This window comes from Shinella sp. R2-11 (genome assembly GCF_055330205.1).
The window spans coordinates 200,074-216,004 of the sequence record NZ_JBVAPC010000006.1; the positions used below are offsets into that span (position 1 = coordinate 200,074).

The 15,931-nt window shown below is 67.7% G+C and carries 15 protein-coding genes; 2 read left to right on the forward strand and 13 right to left on the reverse strand.

The genetic code is table 11. The features are described 5' to 3' along the window. The first annotated feature begins 48 nt into the window (after positions 1-48). Positions 49-825, forward strand: a complete 777-nt coding sequence (locus ACZ1A1_RS16790; RefSeq protein WP_203315746.1) for a response regulator transcription factor — start codon at positions 49-51, stop codon at positions 823-825. A gap of 59 nt (positions 826-884) precedes the next feature. Here the strand turns inward: ACZ1A1_RS16790 and ACZ1A1_RS16795 are convergent, their stop codons facing one another. From ACZ1A1_RS16795 to ACZ1A1_RS16825, 7 genes are all read right to left on the reverse strand, one after another. Next, positions 885-1,976 carry a polyamine ABC transporter substrate-binding protein gene (locus tag ACZ1A1_RS16795; protein WP_463620780.1) on the reverse strand — a complete coding sequence of 364 codons (1,092 nt, stop codon included), beginning with the start codon at positions 1,974-1,976 and terminating at the stop codon, positions 885-887. A 12-nt stretch (positions 1,977-1,988) separates the two neighbouring features. Then, entirely contained in the window at positions 1,989-3,101 is a 1,113-nt protein-coding gene (aguA, locus tag ACZ1A1_RS16800) for an agmatine deiminase (RefSeq protein ID WP_463620781.1), read from the reverse strand. An 89-nt stretch (positions 3,102-3,190) separates the two neighbouring features. Further along, the gene (locus ACZ1A1_RS16805; protein WP_463620782.1) at positions 3,191-4,921 is read right to left on the reverse strand and encodes an acetyl/propionyl/methylcrotonyl-CoA carboxylase subunit alpha; all 1,731 of its coding nucleotides are present in this window, start codon (positions 4,919-4,921) and stop codon (positions 3,191-3,193) included. Positions 4,922-4,930: 9 nt separating this feature from the next. Beyond that, positions 4,931-6,520 carry a 5-oxoprolinase subunit B/C family protein gene (locus tag ACZ1A1_RS16810; RefSeq protein WP_463620892.1) on the reverse strand — a complete coding sequence of 530 codons (1,590 nt, stop codon included), beginning with the start codon at positions 6,518-6,520 and terminating at the stop codon, positions 4,931-4,933. Positions 6,521-6,527: 7 nt separating this feature from the next. Further along, complete coding sequence (locus tag ACZ1A1_RS16815; RefSeq protein ID WP_463620783.1) at positions 6,528-7,337, reverse strand: putative hydro-lyase; 810 nt, start codon at positions 7,335-7,337, stop codon at positions 6,528-6,530. Between the two features lie 10 nt (positions 7,338-7,347). Continuing rightward, positions 7,348-8,115, reverse strand: coding sequence for a LamB/YcsF family protein (locus ACZ1A1_RS16820; RefSeq protein ID WP_463620784.1), 768 nt, complete (start codon positions 8,113-8,115; stop codon positions 7,348-7,350). A 12-nt stretch (positions 8,116-8,127) separates the two neighbouring features. Further along, positions 8,128-9,384 (reverse strand): NRAMP family divalent metal transporter, encoded by a 1,257-nt coding sequence (locus ACZ1A1_RS16825; protein ID WP_463620785.1) that lies wholly within the window; start codon positions 9,382-9,384, stop codon positions 8,128-8,130. Between the two features lie 242 nt (positions 9,385-9,626). Between ACZ1A1_RS16825 and ACZ1A1_RS16830 the strand changes: the two genes are divergently transcribed. After that, entirely contained in the window at positions 9,627-10,289 is a 663-nt protein-coding gene (locus ACZ1A1_RS16830) for a GntR family transcriptional regulator (protein WP_313194024.1), read from the forward strand. Positions 10,290-10,314: 25 nt separating this feature from the next. Here ACZ1A1_RS16830 and ACZ1A1_RS16835 read toward each other — a convergent pair whose 3' ends face one another. From ACZ1A1_RS16835 to ACZ1A1_RS16860, 6 genes are all read right to left on the reverse strand, one after another. Further along, positions 10,315-11,139, reverse strand: a complete 825-nt coding sequence (locus ACZ1A1_RS16835; RefSeq protein ID WP_463620786.1) for a sugar phosphate isomerase/epimerase family protein — start codon at positions 11,137-11,139, stop codon at positions 10,315-10,317. Then, the gene (locus tag ACZ1A1_RS16840; protein WP_463620787.1) at positions 11,136-12,341 is read right to left on the reverse strand and encodes an NAD(P)/FAD-dependent oxidoreductase; all 1,206 of its coding nucleotides are present in this window, start codon (positions 12,339-12,341) and stop codon (positions 11,136-11,138) included. Before ACZ1A1_RS16840 ends, ACZ1A1_RS16835 begins: the two co-directional genes overlap by 4 nt. Positions 12,342-12,397: 56 nt before the next feature. Next, a complete protein-coding gene (locus ACZ1A1_RS16845; protein WP_463620788.1) occupies positions 12,398-13,342 on the reverse strand; it encodes a substrate-binding domain-containing protein in 945 nt (314 codons plus the stop codon). Between the two features lie 78 nt (positions 13,343-13,420). Then, positions 13,421-13,732, reverse strand: a complete 312-nt coding sequence (locus tag ACZ1A1_RS16850; RefSeq protein WP_234189889.1) for a MocE family 2Fe-2S type ferredoxin — start codon at positions 13,730-13,732, stop codon at positions 13,421-13,423. Continuing rightward, complete coding sequence (locus ACZ1A1_RS16855) at positions 13,729-14,763, reverse strand: sterol desaturase family protein (RefSeq protein ID WP_463620789.1); 1,035 nt, start codon at positions 14,761-14,763, stop codon at positions 13,729-13,731. The genes ACZ1A1_RS16850 and ACZ1A1_RS16855 overlap by 4 nt, the downstream gene beginning before the upstream one ends. Positions 14,764-14,890: 127 nt before the next feature. Further along, entirely contained in the window at positions 14,891-15,892 is a 1,002-nt protein-coding gene (locus ACZ1A1_RS16860) for a LacI family DNA-binding transcriptional regulator (protein ID WP_463620790.1), read from the reverse strand. Positions 15,893-15,931 lie beyond the last annotated feature (39 nt).

Below are 15,931 nucleotides of genomic sequence, written 5' to 3' on the forward strand. Positions count from 1 at the left end.
CCGGGCCGTCCGGCTTGAATTCCCGGCCGCCCCGTCTATCCTGTCCCCATGCGACCCGACCTCACCTTCGAGCAGCTCCGGCACTGGAGCAGCGGCATCACCGCTGCGGTCAGCGCCACCTTGCCCGAGGAGATCTCGGCCCATTTCACGGCCGGCGCGCGCCATCTCGTCGCCTCCGACCAAGTCTATATCGGTCTCTACCTGCGCGACAGCGCCTCGATCACCATCTACGAGCGCGATCCCGACCACTGGAACCGCAACTACGATACCCGCAAGTACCGGCAGGACCCGTTCTTCCGCCTCTTCGCCGGCACGCGGCAGGATTTTCTGCTGCCGCTCTCCGCGCTCGACAAGGGCGATTTCCACACCAGCGCCTATTACCGCGACTTCTACGAGCCCTCCGGCAGCTTCGACGAGATCACCGGCGTCTTCAACTTCGACCGCAACGCCGCCGGCTTCGTGACCTATCTGCGCCGCCGCGGCGCCCGCCCCTTCGGCACCGAGGACCTCGCGGTCGCCGAGGCGACGGCCGACGCCACCCGCCTCGTGCTCGAACGGCTCTGGCGGCAATGGCGCCCGCCCGGCGAAAGCCGGCTGTCGCTTGCCGGCCTCAGCCCGCGCGAGCGCCAGATCGCCCTCCTCCTCATCGACGGCGGCTGCGCCAAGACGATCTCGCGCGACCTCGCCATCGCCCCGGGCACCGTGCGCAACCACATCAAGACCGTCTACCGCAAGCTCGGCCTCCATTCCCAGGTCGAGCTGATGGCCGCCGTGCGGGAGAACGGGACGGCCCCTCATCCGGCTGCCGCCACCTTCTCCCCGTAAACGGGGAGAACGGAAACGCCGCGCCGTTTTCCTCAATCGGCGGGAAACCCTCACCAAGCCTATTGCCCGGAGACGATGCGCGTCCACATGCGGTTCTGCAGACGCAGCAGCTTCGCATCGCTCGATTCCACCACGAAGAGCTTGGCCTTGACGTCATCCGGCGGGAAGACGCCGGGGTCCTTCGCCACCGCCTGGTCCATCAGCGGCAGCGATTCCGGGATCGGGTTGGCATAGGAGACATAGCTGGAATTGGCCGCGGCGATGTCCGGGCGCATGTTGAAGTCGATCCAGGCGAGCGCGTTCTCCGGATGCGGCGCATCCTTCGGCACGGCCATGGTGTCGAAGTTGATCAGCGTGCCCTCCTTGGGGATGGAATAGGCGATCTCCAGCTTCTTCTCGCTCTCGGCCGCCCGGGCCTTGGCCTGCAGGATATCGCCCGACCAGCCGAGCACGACGCAGATGTCGCCATTGGCGAGATCGTTGATATAGCGCGAGGAATGGAAATAGCGGATGTGCGGGCGCACCTTCAGCAGCAGGTCCTCGACCTTGGCGATGTCGTCCGGGCTGGTCGAATGCGGGTCGATGCCGAGATAGTTCATCGCCATGGGGATGATCTCGGCCGGCGCATCGATCATCGCCACGCCGCAATCGGCGAATTTCTCCGCGACGGCGGGGTCGAAGACCATGGCGAGCGAATCGACCGGCGCATCGCCCATGCGCTGCTTGACCGCCTCGATATTGTAGCCGACGCCGTCGGTGACGGCCATGTAAGGCACGGCATAGGCATTGTCCGGGTCCGCGCCCCTGATCAGCGAGAGCGCCTGCGGATCGAGCCTGCCGATATTGGAAAGCTTCGCCTTGTCGAGCGGCTGGAAGGCGCCGGCCTTCACCTGGTTCTTGAGGAAGGGATAGGCCGAGGGATAGACGACGTCGTAGCCGGAGCCGCCCGTCAGCATCTTGGTTTCCAGCACCTCGTTGCCGTCATAGACGTCGTAGACGACGCGGATGCCGGTCTCCTTCTCGAATTTCTCCGCCGTGTCGGGCGCGATATAATCCGACCAGTTGTAGACGTTGACGACCTTTTCCTCCTGCGCCCAGGCGCCGCCCGAAGAGGCGAGAAGGGCGAGGATCGAGACGAGCGTTCTGCGCATGGCTTTTCTCCGTCAGGCTTTCGTCTGGCCGGCATAGACCGGCAGGGTGATGCAGGCGACATTGCCGCCGCCGAGCAGGATTTCACGGGAATTGTCGATGCCGACGATGCGGTGATCGGGGAAGAGCTCGGCGAGCTTGGCTTTCGCGGCACGGTCCAGCTTCTCGTCGTCGAACTGCGGCACGACGACGACGGAATTGCCGGGATAGTAGTTGATATAGGTGGCGGCGATGCGGTTGCCGGCCGGGCGCGCCCAGGTGCTGTCGACCTGATCGACGCCCGCCGCCTCTTCCGCCGTCATCTCGATGGGGCGGGGATGGTGGATGCGGTGCAGTTCGAGCGAACGGCCGCGCGCATCGCGGGCCGAGCGCAGTACCTCCTCCACCTCGCGCACGATCTCGTATTGCGGATCGTCGCGGTCCTCGGTCCAGCTCAGCGCCACCACGCCGGGCCGCACGAAGCAGCAGACGTCGTCGATATGGCCGTCCGTCTCGTCGAAGCAGAAGCCGCGCGGCAGCCAGATGACATGCTCCAGCCCGAGATAGTCGCAAAGCTGCTGCTCCACCGCCGCCTTGCCGAGATGGCCGTTGCGGTTGCGGTTGAGGAGGCACTGTTCCGTGGTGATCAGCGTGCCCTCGCCGTCGCATTGCAGGCCGCCGCCCTCGGCGATCAGCGGCGAGCGGTAGCGGGCCATGCCCTCGGTCTCCAGCACCTTGCGGGCGGCGAGATCGTCGAGGTTCCAGGGCGAATAGAGGCCGCCGTCATTGCCGCCATAGGCGTTGAAGGTCCAGTCGACGCCGCGCACCTCGCCATGGTCGTTGACGACGAAGTTCGGGCCGCTGTCGCGCAGCCAGGAATCGTCCGTCGTCATTTCGATGAGCCGCACGCTTTCCGGCAGCATGGCGCGGGCGTTGAGCCACTGGCGGGCGGAGACGGCGATGGTGACCGGCTCGCTCTCGGCGATCGCCGCGGCGACGTTAGCGAAGAGCTTCTGGGCGGGCTTCGCGCCGAGCCGCCAGGTGTCCGGCCGCTCCGGCCAGATCAGCCAGCAGCCGGCCTTCGGCTCGAATTCCCCCGGCGCGCGAAAGCCGTCGGCCTTCGGCGTGCTTGCAAGCGTGCGTACCATGGTTCCCCCGTCGCGAAATGTCGGGGGGATTAAGGCAAACGCGGCCCTTTCGGGTCAATGTCCCATTTGGGATAGATGAAAGGCCGGGATCAGCCCTCGAAGGCCGCCAGCACGTCGCCGGCCTGGAGATAGTCGCCGTCCCTGACGCGCAGGCGCAGGCGGCCGGCCTTGGGGGCGAGGACCTGCGTCTCCATCTTCATCGCCTCCATCACCGCGACCAGATCGCCCTCGGCGACCGTCGCGCCATCGGCCACCTTGAAGGCCTGCAACGTGCCGGAGACCGGCGCGGCGATGCCGTCTTCCGCCGGCTTGCCGCCGGCCGCGCCGGTTGCGGCAGCGCCCTGCCCCGCCGCGCCGAGGCCGGCCAGAAGCAGGCTCGGCAGCGCCAGCGAGACGCGCCTGCCGTCGATTTCGAGATGGGTGCGGACCAGCGACGGATCGGCGGCCGGCTCCGGCCGCATCGCGGCCTCGGGCATGGCGGCGAAGTCGGTCTCGATCCAGCGGGTGTGGACCTTGAAACCGTCCGTGCCGATGAAGTCTTCGGTGTCGATGGCCGCGCGGTGGAAGGGGAGCACGGTGGCAACACCCTCGATGCGGAATTCACGGAGCGCCCGGCGGGCGCGGCGCAGCGCTTCCTCGCGCGTCGCGCCGGTGACGATGAGCTTGGCCATCAGCGAATCGAAGACGCCGGGGATCGTCGAGCCGGTGACGACGCCGCTGTCGAGGCGGACGCCCGGACCGGACGGCGGATCGAAGGCGGTGATCGCGCCCGGCGTCGGCAGGAAGCCGCGGCCGGGATCCTCGGCATTGATGCGGAACTCGATGGAATGGCCGCGCGGCTCCGGCGTCTCGGTGACGGCCAGCGGCTTGCCCTCGGCGATGCGGAACTGCTCGATGACGAGGTCGATGCCCGTCGTCTCCTCGGTGACCGGATGCTCGACCTGGAGGCGCGTGTTCACCTCCAGGAACGAGATGGTGCCGTCGGCGCCGAGCAGGAATTCCACCGTGCCGGCACCGGAATAGCCGGCGGCGGCGCAGATCGCCCTGGCGGCGGCATGGATGCGCGCGCGCTGCTCCGGTGTCAGGAAGGGCGCGGGCGCCTCCTCGATGAGCTTCTGGTTGCGGCGCTGCGCCGAGCAGTCACGGGTGCCGAGCACCAGCACGTTGCCGTGCCTGTCGGCGATCACCTGCGCCTCGATATGGCGCGGCCGGTCGAGGAAGCGTTCGAGGAAGCATTCACCGCGGCCGAAGGCGGCGGTCGCCTCGCGCACGGCGGATTCGTAGAGGTCGGCGACCTCCTCCATCTTCCAGGCCACCTTGATGCCGCGCCCGCCGCCGCCATGCGCCGCCTTGATGGCGACCGGCAGGCCATGCTGCTCGGCAAAGGCGATCACTTCGGCCGCCGACGAGACGGGGCCGTCGCTGCCCGCGACGAGCGGCGCGCCGACGCTGGTGGCGATGCGCCGCGCCTCGACCTTGTCGCCGAGCGCCTCGATGACATGCGGATCGGGCCCGATCCAGATGAGGCCGGCATCCTGCACGGCTTTGGCAAATTCCGCCCGCTCGGAGAGGAAGCCGTAGCCGGGATGGACGGCATCCGCGCCGGAGCGCCTGGCGATGGCGATCAGCTTGTCGATGTCGAGATAGGTCTCGGCCGGGCGCACGCCATCGAGGCCGTAGGCCTCATCGGCGAGGCGCACGAAGAGCGCGTCGGCATCCGGGTCCGCATAGACGGCGACCGACTGGAGGCCGTGGTCGCGGCAGGCGCGCAGGATGCGCACGGCGATCTCGCCGCGATTGGCGATCAGCACTTTCTTCATGGCACTCTCCTATCGGGTCGCGGCGATTTCGGCGAAGGGGCCGATCGGGCGGAAACGGATCTTGGCATTGATGGGGATCTGGCCGGCAAGGTCCAGATGGTATTCGGCGACAGCGCCGATGACGGGATAGCCGCCGGTCAGCGGATGGTCGGCGAGGAACAGCACCGGCTGGCCGCTGTGCGGCACCTGGATCGCCCCCGTCGCCGTGCCCTCGCTCGGCAGTTCGGCGCTGTCCCTGCGCTCCAGCGGCACCTCGCCGGCAAGGCGGATGCCGACGCGGCTCGATTGCGGCGTGACCTGCCAGAGCTGGCTTGTCAGGGTCTCGATGCCCTTTTGCGTGAACCAGTCCGTGCGGGGCCCGAGCACCACGTCGAGCGTCACGACATCGCCCGCCGACGGCAGGTCGAAGGCCGGAGCCTCGTCGAGGGAAACGCTCGCAAGCCCCTCCCCGCCCCTGAGCGCGAGCACGGTCCCGGCCGTCACCGGCTCGGGGCCGACGACGGCGAGCGTGTCGGTTGCCGCACTGCCCAGCACCGGCGCGACATCGAAGCCGCCGCGCACGGCGAGATAGGCGCGCATGCCCTTCTTCGGCTGGCCGATGGTCACGACGTCGCCGGGCTCCAGCGAGACGGGCTCGTAGGTCGAAAAATCCCGGCCGCGGTCGGCGGCATCGCGGACCGTCACCGCCGAGGCGGCGCCGGCAAGGCCGATCACCGTTCGGGCATTGCACGCGAAGGAGAAGCCGCCGAGGGTGAGTTCGAGGACCGGCGTGTTGGCCGGGTTGCCGACGATGCGGTTGGCGGCATTGAGGGCGGCGCGGTCGAGCGCGCCGGAGGCGGAAACGCCCTGCCCCGTCTGGCCGAAGCGGCCGAGGTCCTGGAAGACGGCCGGCATCGGCGCGGCAAGCACCTTGAACTGCGGCGCTTGCGGCGCGACGGCGCGTTCCTTGCGGGGCGCGGCTTGCGGGATGCTGACGGTCCTGCCCGGCTGCTCCATGTCGAAGAAGCGGACGCGGTAGCCCGGCTGGAACAGCGCGCCGGGATCGCGGTCGATGTCCCACATCCTGACGGGCGTCGTGCCGATGATCTGCCAGCCGCCGGGGCTTGCCTGCGGGTAGACGCCGCTGAAGGCGCCGGCAAGCGCCACGGAGCCGGCGGGAATGCGGGTGCGCGGGCTCTTGCGGCGCGGCACGTGCAGCGCCGGATCGCCGCCGACGAGATAGCCGAAGCCCGGCGCGAAGCCGCAGAAGGCGACGGTGAATTCGCTCTCGGTATGGCGGCAGACGACCTCTTCCACTGTGAGGCCTGTCAGCTCCGCGACGTCGGCGAGGTCCTCGCCGTCATAGCGCACCGGGATTTCCACCAGATGCTCGGAGGGCGCGATCTTCGCCGAGAGGTCGCGGGTGGCGATCTGTGCCGCAAGCTCGGCCGCCGTGACCTTTTCCGGGCGGAAACGGATCATCAGGGTGCGCGCCGCCGGCACCATTTCCTCGATGCCGCCGACGGGATCGGCCTGCAGGGAGGCGAAGAGCGCAAGCGTCTCGTCGAGATCGGCGAGCTCGACGAGGATGGTGGTCAGGCTGACGGGAAGAAAGCGCATCATGCCCTCACGCGTGGTAGGCGGAATCGGGGATATCGGTGATGAACATGTAGCCCGGCGCATGGGTGATGGCGAAGGGCACGCCAGAGGCCATCACGGCCGCCTGCGGGGTGACGCCGCACGCCCAGAACACCGGCACTTCACCCGGCTCGATGCGCACAGCATCGCCGAATTCAGGCTTCGCGAGGTCGGCGATGCCGAGCTCTTCCGGCGCGCCGATATGCACGGGCGCGCCGTGCACGGCCGGGAAACGGCCGGAAATAGTCGCGGCATCGGCGACGCGCGCAGCCGGGATCGGGCGCATGGAGACGACCATGTTGCCCCTGAGCCGGCCGGCGGGCCGGCAGGCCCTGTCGGTCAGGTACATCGGCACGTTCGACTTGTCCGTCATGTGGCGGATCTCGATGCCCGCCTCCACCATCGGCGTCTCGAAGGTGAAGGAACAGCCGATCAGGAAGGCGACGAGATCGTCGCGCTCGGCCCAGGCCGCCGTCGCGTCCGGGGTCTCCTCGACGAGCTTGCCGTCCCGCCAGATGCGGTAGAGCGGCAGGTCCGTGCGCAGGTCCGCGCCGGGCGCCAGCAGCGTCGTCGGCGAGCCGGGATCGGAGACGTCCAGCACCGGGCAGGGCTTCGGATTGCGCTGCGCATAGAGCAGGAAATCGAAGGCCCAGTCGCGCGGCAGCACGATCATGTTGGCCTGGGTGAAGCCGGGCGCGATGCCCGAGGTCGGCGCGACGAAGCCGCCACGGTAGGTCGAGCGCGCCCTGCGGGCGCTCGACGCGTCGACATGGTCGAGATAGTCGGTCGGGATCGTCATGGCCGCGCCCTCACGCCCTGTCGGCGAAGGAACGGATGGCAATGCCCTCCGCCTCGAAGCGGCGGCGGATCTCCTGCGCGATGGCGACCGCGCCGGGGCTGTCGCCATGCACGCAGATCGACTGCGCCTCGACGCGGATCGTGCTGCCGTCGATGGCCTCCAGCGTGCCCTCGCGGGCAAGCTGCACCATGCGGTCGGCGATCGTCTTCTCGTCGTGCAGCACGGCGCCCGCCTCGCGGCGGGAGACGAGCTCGCCCTTCGGCGTATAGGCGCGGTCGGCGAAGGCTTCGGCGACGACGGCAAGGCCCGAGCGGCGCGCCAGATCGAGGATCGGCGCATTGGCGAGGCCCATCAGGATCAGCGAGGGATCGACGGCCTTGATGCCGTCGATCACCGCCTGGCCCTGCTTCGCGTCATGGGCGATGCGGTTGTAGAGCGCGCCGTGCGGCTTGACGTAGCGCACGGTGGTGCCGGCGGCGGCGGCGACGCCCTTGATCGCGCCGATCTGGTAGATCACGTCGGCGATAAGCTCCTCGGGCGTGGCGTCGAGGTCGCGGCGGCCGAAGCCGACGCGGTCGGGGTAGGAGACGTGGGCGCCGATGACTACGCCGTTCGCGGCTGCGGCCTTGACCGTGCGGTAGATGCCCGCCGGGTCGCCGGCATGGAAGCCGCAGGCGATGTTGGCGGAGGAGACGACGGCGAGCATCGCCGCGTCGTCGCCCATGCGCCAGGCGCCATAGCTTTCACCGAGGTCGCTGTTGAGATCGATCGCTACCATTTCTCTCTCCCTTTATGCAAAGAGCAGGCTGAAGATCGAGCCAGCCGACTTGTAGCCCATATACCATGTGAGCGCGCAGACGAGGACGCCGAGGACGAGCAGCCAGCGCGGGTAACGGTAGCCGCCCATCAGGTCGGGACGGGCCCAGGCGGCATACATGAAGATCGACAGGCCGATCGGCAGCACGAGGCCGTTGAGGCCGCCGACGAAGACCAGCATGGCGGCCGGCGGCGTGGTGATGAGGATATAGCAGAGCAGCGAGAAGGCGATGAAGCCGACGGTCGCGAGGTTGCGCTGGCGCTCCGTCATGTCCGGCTTGAAGGCCGTGAGGAAGGAGACGGACGTATAGGCCGCACCGATGATGCTGGTCATGGCCGAGGCGAGGAAGACCGCGCCGAACAGGCGGAAGCCGATATTGCCGGCGGCGGCATGGAAGGCCTGGCCGGCGGGGTTTGCCGCCTGGCCCGAAAGGTCGATCACCACGCCGCTGGCGACGACGCCGAGGATGGCGAGGAAGAGGATGTAGCGCAGCACGCCGGTGATGGCGATGCCGCTGAAGGCCGCGCGGTTGACCGCGCCGATATTCTCGACGCCGACCGTGCCCTTGTCGAGCAGGCGGTGCGCGCCGGCATAGGTGATGTAGCCGCCGACCGTGCCGCCGACGATGGTCGTGATGGTGGCGAAATCGATCGTGTCGGGCAGGAAAGTCTGGTGGAAGGCCTCGGCGACCGGCGGACCGGAGGAGATGGCCGCATAGACGATGAGGGCGAGCTTGACGAAGGCGGCGACGAAGACGACGCGGTCCATGGCGATGCCCGCGCGGCGCGACAGGAAGATGAAGATCGCCGCGAGCGCCCCGATGGCGCCGCCGATCTTCGGATCGAGGTCGATCATCGCGTTGAAGCCGAGGCCGGCGCCGCCGATATTGCCGATGTTGAAGAACAGGCCGCCGATGACGACGAGGACCGCGAGCAGGTAGCCGGAGCCGGGAATGGCCGCATTGGCGATGGCCGGGGCACGCATGCGCGTCACCGTGACGATGCGCCAGATGTTCGCCTGCACCACGAAGTCGATGATGATCGAGATGAGGATGGCGAAGGCGAAGGCCGCGCCCAGCTTCACCGTGAAATTGGCCGTCTGCGTGATGAAGCCCGGCCCGACGGCCGACATGGACATCAAGAACATGGCCGAGAGCAGGGCGCGGCGCTGAGTCACCCTGTTTTGCGCCACGGCACCGGCGGGGGCGCTGGCAAGATCATTCTGCTGCATGGAACTCTCCCTGGAAGCGCCCGGCATTGCGGCCGCTGCGTGGAATAATCATGCCTTGCTACACAAAAATGTCAATATTGTTGAACAATAATTCCATATCGTTCCTTATTTATACCTTTTTACCAATCAGATAGCGTGCGATTGGCGACGAATTTCGCACCGCCCGTCCTGCATTCGTGCTAAGGCGACCTTGGAATTAGGGCACGCTCCAGCGGTTGAAAGCCCGGGCGGGGGAGGATGGCATGAGCGAGGATGGTGATGGCCTGCCGCTGGCGGACCGGCTGGCGCGGCGCATTCGCACGCTGCTGATCTCGGGCGAGCTCTCGCCCGGCCAGCGCCTTTCGGAGGCGGCCTTCAGCGAGCGTTTCGACGTCTCGCGCAATTCGCTGCGCGAGGCGTTCCGCCTGCTCACCAAGGACGGTCTGCTGCGGCACGAGGCCAATCGCGGTGTCTTCGTCGCCGTGCCCTCCATGGCCTCGATCATCGACATCTACCGCGTGCGGCGCATGCTGGAATGCGGCGCGCTGCGCCAGGCATGGCACCAGCATCCGGCGATCCGCGTGATGCGCGAGGCCGTCGGCCGGGCGCAGCAGGAACGCCAGAAGGGCGACTGGCTCGGCGTCGGCAGCGCCAACATGATCTTCCACACCGCCATCATCGACCTTTCCGACAGCGTGCGGCTCAACGAGTTCTACGAACGCATCTCGGCGGAGCTGCGCCTCTGCTTCGGGCTGCTCAACGACCCGGAGCACCTGCACGCGCCCTTCGTCGACATGAACGACGCCATCGTGACCCTTCTCGAAGAGAACCGGCCGCACGAGGCGGCGGCGCAGATGGAGACCTATCTGAACCTTGCCGAGCGCACCATGCTGAAGGCGCTGGAACGGGCCTCCGAGCAGGCGTGAGCGGCGGCGGCCTCGCCGCCTCCCCTCACTTCCAGAGCGCGCGCACTTCCTCCCGCAGCATCAAGGCCTCCGCCCAGCGGTCCGTCGTGTCGTTGCCGTCCCTTCCGGTGATGGCATAGGGCTTGGGGCCGAGCTCGCAGGTGAAGACCAGTTCGGCATCCTCGGCCGCGTTTGCGCGCCAGTGGCGGAAGCCGTCGTCCCACCAGTTCAGGAAGAGGTCGAGCCAGGGGCGGTGATGCGGGAAGGAGATCTCGACCTGCACCTGCTCGCGCGAGGCGACGCGGCCGTGGAAGGCTTTGGCATTTTCCAGGATGCGCCGGATGAGGGCGTGGTTCTCCTCCTCGACCGGAAAGGCGAATTCCCGGCCGACGAGGAAATGCGAGAGATCGGCGAGAAGCGGCAGATCGGGGCGGCGGTCGAGAAGATCGAGCGTGAAGAACAGGTCCGTCGTCATGCGGTCGCGGTGCGTCTCGATGAAGACCGGAATGCCGGCCCGCTCGGCAAGCGCCATCCAGCCGTCGAGCAGCGGCAGGCAATCCTCCACCCGGCGCAGGCGGATATCGGGCTGGAGGTTGATGTGACTCACCGGATAGTCGGTGGCCAGTTCCAGCGGCAGGCGCAGGTCCTCGACGGTGCGCGGGAAGCAGACGCCCTCGATCCCGAGACCCGTTCCCCGCAGCGCCTCGTCCAGCGTCCTGACGTCCGCGCGCTTCGTGTAATGCGCACTGACGCCGTCGAAGCCCGCCTCCGCGATCATCGCGATATTTTCCGCAAGGCTGCGCTCGTGCCCGTCCGTATGCCGGCGCTCCATGGCCCAGAGCGACTGGAAGAACAGCAGCTTCTGCATCACGCCGCCCGCGCGCTCTTGAGGAGGGCCTTGAGGTTCACGGCGGGGTCCGAAAGCGCGGCGGGATCCGGGCTGATGCCGGCGGTGATCAGCATCTCGGCGAGCTTGATGTCCTTCGCAAGGCTGTTGCCCGGACCGAGGCCGGCGGCGGCCACGAGACGCCCGCCATCGAGATAGAATTCCAGCTCGCCCTCCCCGGCCGGCCTCAGGATGCAGTCATGCCCCGGCTGGGGCAGGCCCGCGACCTGCAAGCCGAGATCGTACTGGTCGGACCAGAACCAGGGAATTGCGGCGAAGGCTTCGCTCGCGCCCGCCATGTTGCGCGCGGCGGTTTCGGCCTGGCTGCGCGCGTTGCGCCAGCTTTCGAAGCGGACATAGCCGCCGCCGGCCACGAATACGGCCGCGCAGTCGCCCGCCGCGAAGACATGCGGATCGCTGGTGCGCAGGAAGGCATCCGTCAGGATGCCGTTGCCGGTCGCAAGGCCCGCCGCCTCGGCAAGGCCGGTATCCGGCACGACGCCGATGGCCGAGACGACGATATCGGCCGGAACCCTCGTCCCATCGGCCAGCAAGACCGCATCGGGCGTGATTTCGGCGATCCCCTGCCCGAGATGGAACCGCACGCCCTCTTCGGCATGGCGCGCATGCAGCCGCGCGGCAAAGCGCGTGGGCACGGCGCGGCCGAGGGGCCTGGCCGCCGCCTCGACGACGCTGACGGCAATGCCCTTGCCGCGCAGCACCGCCGCAAGCTCCATGCCGATCAGCCCGCCGCCGACGATCGCGACGCTTGCCGCCGCTTCAACGCGGGAGAAGATCGCCGCCGCATCCGCGAAGGTGCGGAAGTCGAGCGCCCGTTCGGCGCCCGGGCAGGCGAGCCGGCGGGGGCGCGCGCCGGTCGCAAGGAGCAGCCTGTCATAGGCAAGCGTCCGCCCGTCGCCGAGGAGAAGGTGGCGACGGGCGGTGTCGATCTGCACTACCGGCATGCCGGGAAGATAGTCGATGCCGGCGGCTTCGAGAGCCTCGGCCGAGCAGATCGGTTTCATCTGGACGGCACCGTCCAGCGGCTTGGAGAGCGGCGGGCGCTCATAGGGAAGATGCGGCTCCGTGCCGGCCAGCGTGACCGGACCGGAAAACCCGGCCTCGCGGAGCGCGAAGGCCGCGCGGGTGCCCGCTTCGCCCGCGCCGATGATGACGATCCCGTTCATGAGGCTCTCCATGGAAAATGTTGCCGGCGCGTTCGGAAACGCACCGGCGGGGAGGATCAGTTCCGCGAGGAATAGTCCGCCATGTTCTTCGGCGTGACGAGCTCGAAGGGCACCCAGACCTGCCTGTCGACGGCCTCGCCGCGGGCGAGCGCCACGGCGGCGTCCAGCGCGCTGCCGGACTGGCCTTTGGCGTTCTGGAACACGGTCGCGTCGAGATCGCCCGCCGCCATGGCGGCAAGGCCGTCCTGCGTGGCGTCGATGCCGATGACGATCACGTCGTCCATGGAGACGCCCGCCGCCTTCAGCGCCTGGATGGCGCCGATGGCCATTTCGTCGTTGTTGGCGAAGACCACGTCGATGGGCTGGCCGGCGGTGATCCAGTTCGTCGTCAGGTCCATCGCATTGGTGCGCGTCCAGGCGGCGGACTGCTCGTCGGCGATCGTCACGGCCTTGCAGTCGCCGCCCGCCAGGGCGTCCTTGAAGGAGGAGGTGCGGTCGCGCGATGCCTGATGGGCAAGGTCGCCCATGAGGATATAGACCTGCGCATCCGACGCCTTGCCCTTCTCCTTCAGCAGCGAACAGGCCGCCTCCCCGGCAAGCCGCCCGGCATCCGTCTCCTTCGAGCCGACATAGGCCTGCTTTTCGGGAAGACTGGCGAGGTTTTCCGGCTCAAGATTGAGGAACACGAGCGGAATGCCGGCCTTGGACGCCGCCTCGCTGACGCCGGGAGCGGCGGAGGTGTCCGTCAGCGTCATGATGATCGCATCGACACCGGCGGCGATGAAGTTGTTCACCTGGTTGAGCTGCTTGGAGATGTCGGTCTGCGCGTCCTCGACCTGCACGTTGACGCCGTTCACCTCGGCGGCGCGGGCGCCGATGCCCTCGCGCAGCAGCGTCTGGAAGTTGTTGTCGAAGCTCTGCATCGAGACGCCGATCGTCTCGGCCGAAGCAGCGCTTCCCATCAAGGCGGCCAGAACGGCCGCCAGGCATAGAGATTTCATGTCATTCCTCCCAATGGGTGCCGGTTCACCCGCTCGCACACCGGAGGCCCGAAGGGCCCGATCGATGATGCGTGGCCTTCAGGAAAGCGCCACGCGCACCTCGCCGTCGATCACCTCGGCGGGATAGGTCTTCAGGTTCTCGCAGGCGGGAAGGCGGAGGGCCTCGCCGGTGCGATAGTCGAAGGCGCCGGAATGCTTGGGACATTCCACCTCGAAATCCATGACGAGCCCGTCGGCAAGATGGATCGCCTCATGGGTGCACAGGCCCGCCGTGCAATAGACGCTGTCGTCCGGGCCGCGGTAGATCGCATAGGTGCGCCCGCCATGGTCGAAGCGCACGGCGCCCTCCTGCTCGATATCGTCGATCCTGCAAGCAGATACCCAGGTCATTCGGCGGCCCCCTGGACTTCGGCGCGGGCCTTGCGGGCGGCGAGCTTTTCCTTGCGCCTGCGGTAGCGCTCCTGCATGCGGGCCTCGCCTTCCGGCGAGCCGTCGTGCCAGGTGCCGAACCACTTATCGAGCGGGATCAGGGCGTCGCCGTAGTTCACCTCGAAATATTTGTGGTGCAGGTAATGCGCATAGGCGTGGCTATCGACCAGCCTGTCCTCGCCGACCTCCACCTTGTCGAAGCCGACATGGCCGGGAATGGCGCCGAAGCCGGCATAGTGGAGCTGGTAGAGCATCAGCACCGGGTTGGACGGCAGGATCAGGTGATAGAAGGCCGTGCCGAGATAGAGGAAATGCTCGACCGGATGCATGGACAGCGACGACCACGGCGACGGGTTCACCGAATTGTGGTGGACCGAATGCACCCACTTGTAGAGGAAGGGCACGTGGATGAGCCGGTGGATGCAGAAGAAGTGGAATTCGTGGATGATCGGCACGACGAGCGCGACCAGCGCCAGCGTCCAGGGGTTCTCCGCGAAGGTCAGCCAGGGCGCATAGCCGTTGGCATGGGCCCAGAGCATGGCGACCTCGATGGCCGTCCAGACCGTCACGCCCGACAGGAACGTGCGCAGCATGTTGTCGACGTTCTGGCGGTCGAACCAGAAGACGTTGTTCTTCTGGTCGGAGGGAAACCTGCCATTGTACTTGAAGCGGTTCTCCTGCCGCTTCAGCACGTAGAGGTGAAGCTCGAAGGCGCCGTAGAACAGGAAGACGCAGACCGCGTTCACCGCATAGAGCCAGAGCGCCCAGCCGATGGCGAGCGTCTTCATCGTCTCCACCGGGGGGATCACCCAGGCCCAGTAGGCCACCGCCGAGAGCGCGAAGATGGCGTTCCAGGGGAAGAAATAGTGCGGCAACCACTTGAGGATCGCCATGAGCTTCGGCGGGAAGGCGAACAGCGGCGCGGTCTCTACCGGATCGTTCGGCGCCCAGTCGCCGCGCTTGTTGCGCTTGCCGTATTTCAGATCGTCCATTGCGCTCTCCTTCGGGCTTTCGCCCGCACAATTGCCGGATGACGGGAGAGCACCGCCGGCCCTCCTCCTGACTTGAAAAATATCAGGAACAGGGCGGCGCGCCGAAGGCTTCCTTGATCAAATCAGATCAAAGCCCCTCGGCCGTGATGGTGATGAAGCGGATGGGATTGCGGTCCGGCTCGATGTCGGTCAGGCCGATCCGGCGCAGGACGAGATCGAGGGCGCGCTGGGCCTGCGCCTCGGGCGCCTGGTCCAGCACCACGTCCATGATGCCCTCGCCGAGCGCCGCACGGGTATAGTCCGTCAGCTCATGGCCGACGAAGAGGATGTCGCGCCCGCGCGGGTGGCGCTGCAGCACGCTGATCAGCGCCGCATTCGCCCCGCCCGCATTGTAGAGGCCGACGAGATCGGGGTGCCTTTCGAGCACCATCGCCAGCGTTTCCGCGCTGAAATGCTCCTCGTCGCGGGTGAAGCCGAGCCATTCGAAGGCGATGGGGCCGGGATGCTTGAGGAAATAATCGGAAAAGCCGCGGATGCGATCGCGATGCACCTGGTAGATGGGATGACAGAGGGCGACGACCGGCCCTTGCGCCCGCGCCATGCGCGCGATGAAGAAGGCGGCCGTGCGGCCCGCTGCTTGATTGTCGATGCCGACGAACTCGCCCATATGGCCCGAGGCGCGCGTGACGACATGGACGACCGGAATGCCCCGGGCGACCACCGCCTCCACCGCCGCGCTGATCAGCGGGCTGTTGGGGACGGCGAGGATGAGGGCCGCGCGCGGCGTCTCGGTGGAGAGGATGCGCCTTGCGATCGCCTCCGGCTTCATCTCCTCGGTAAAGCTGCGCTGGACGACCACCAGCGGATCGAGCGTCGCGGCGATGCGCTCGAAGGCCCGGGAAAGCCGCCGGTAGAACGTCGTCTCCGGCCGCACCATCAGCACCTCGATGCGCAGCAGGCCGCGATGGGTATCGGGCAGCGTGCGCGGATATTTGAGGGCGCGCGCGGCGATCACCACCCTGGCGACGAGATCCGGCCGCACGCCGCCGCGCCCGTTCAGCACCCGCTCGACCGTCGCCGTCCCCACGCCGGCATGGCGGGCGATGTCGCGGTAGTTCGGCTTGCTCACGGTGCGGCGTCCTTCGATGGCTTCAGGGCGAATCCGAAT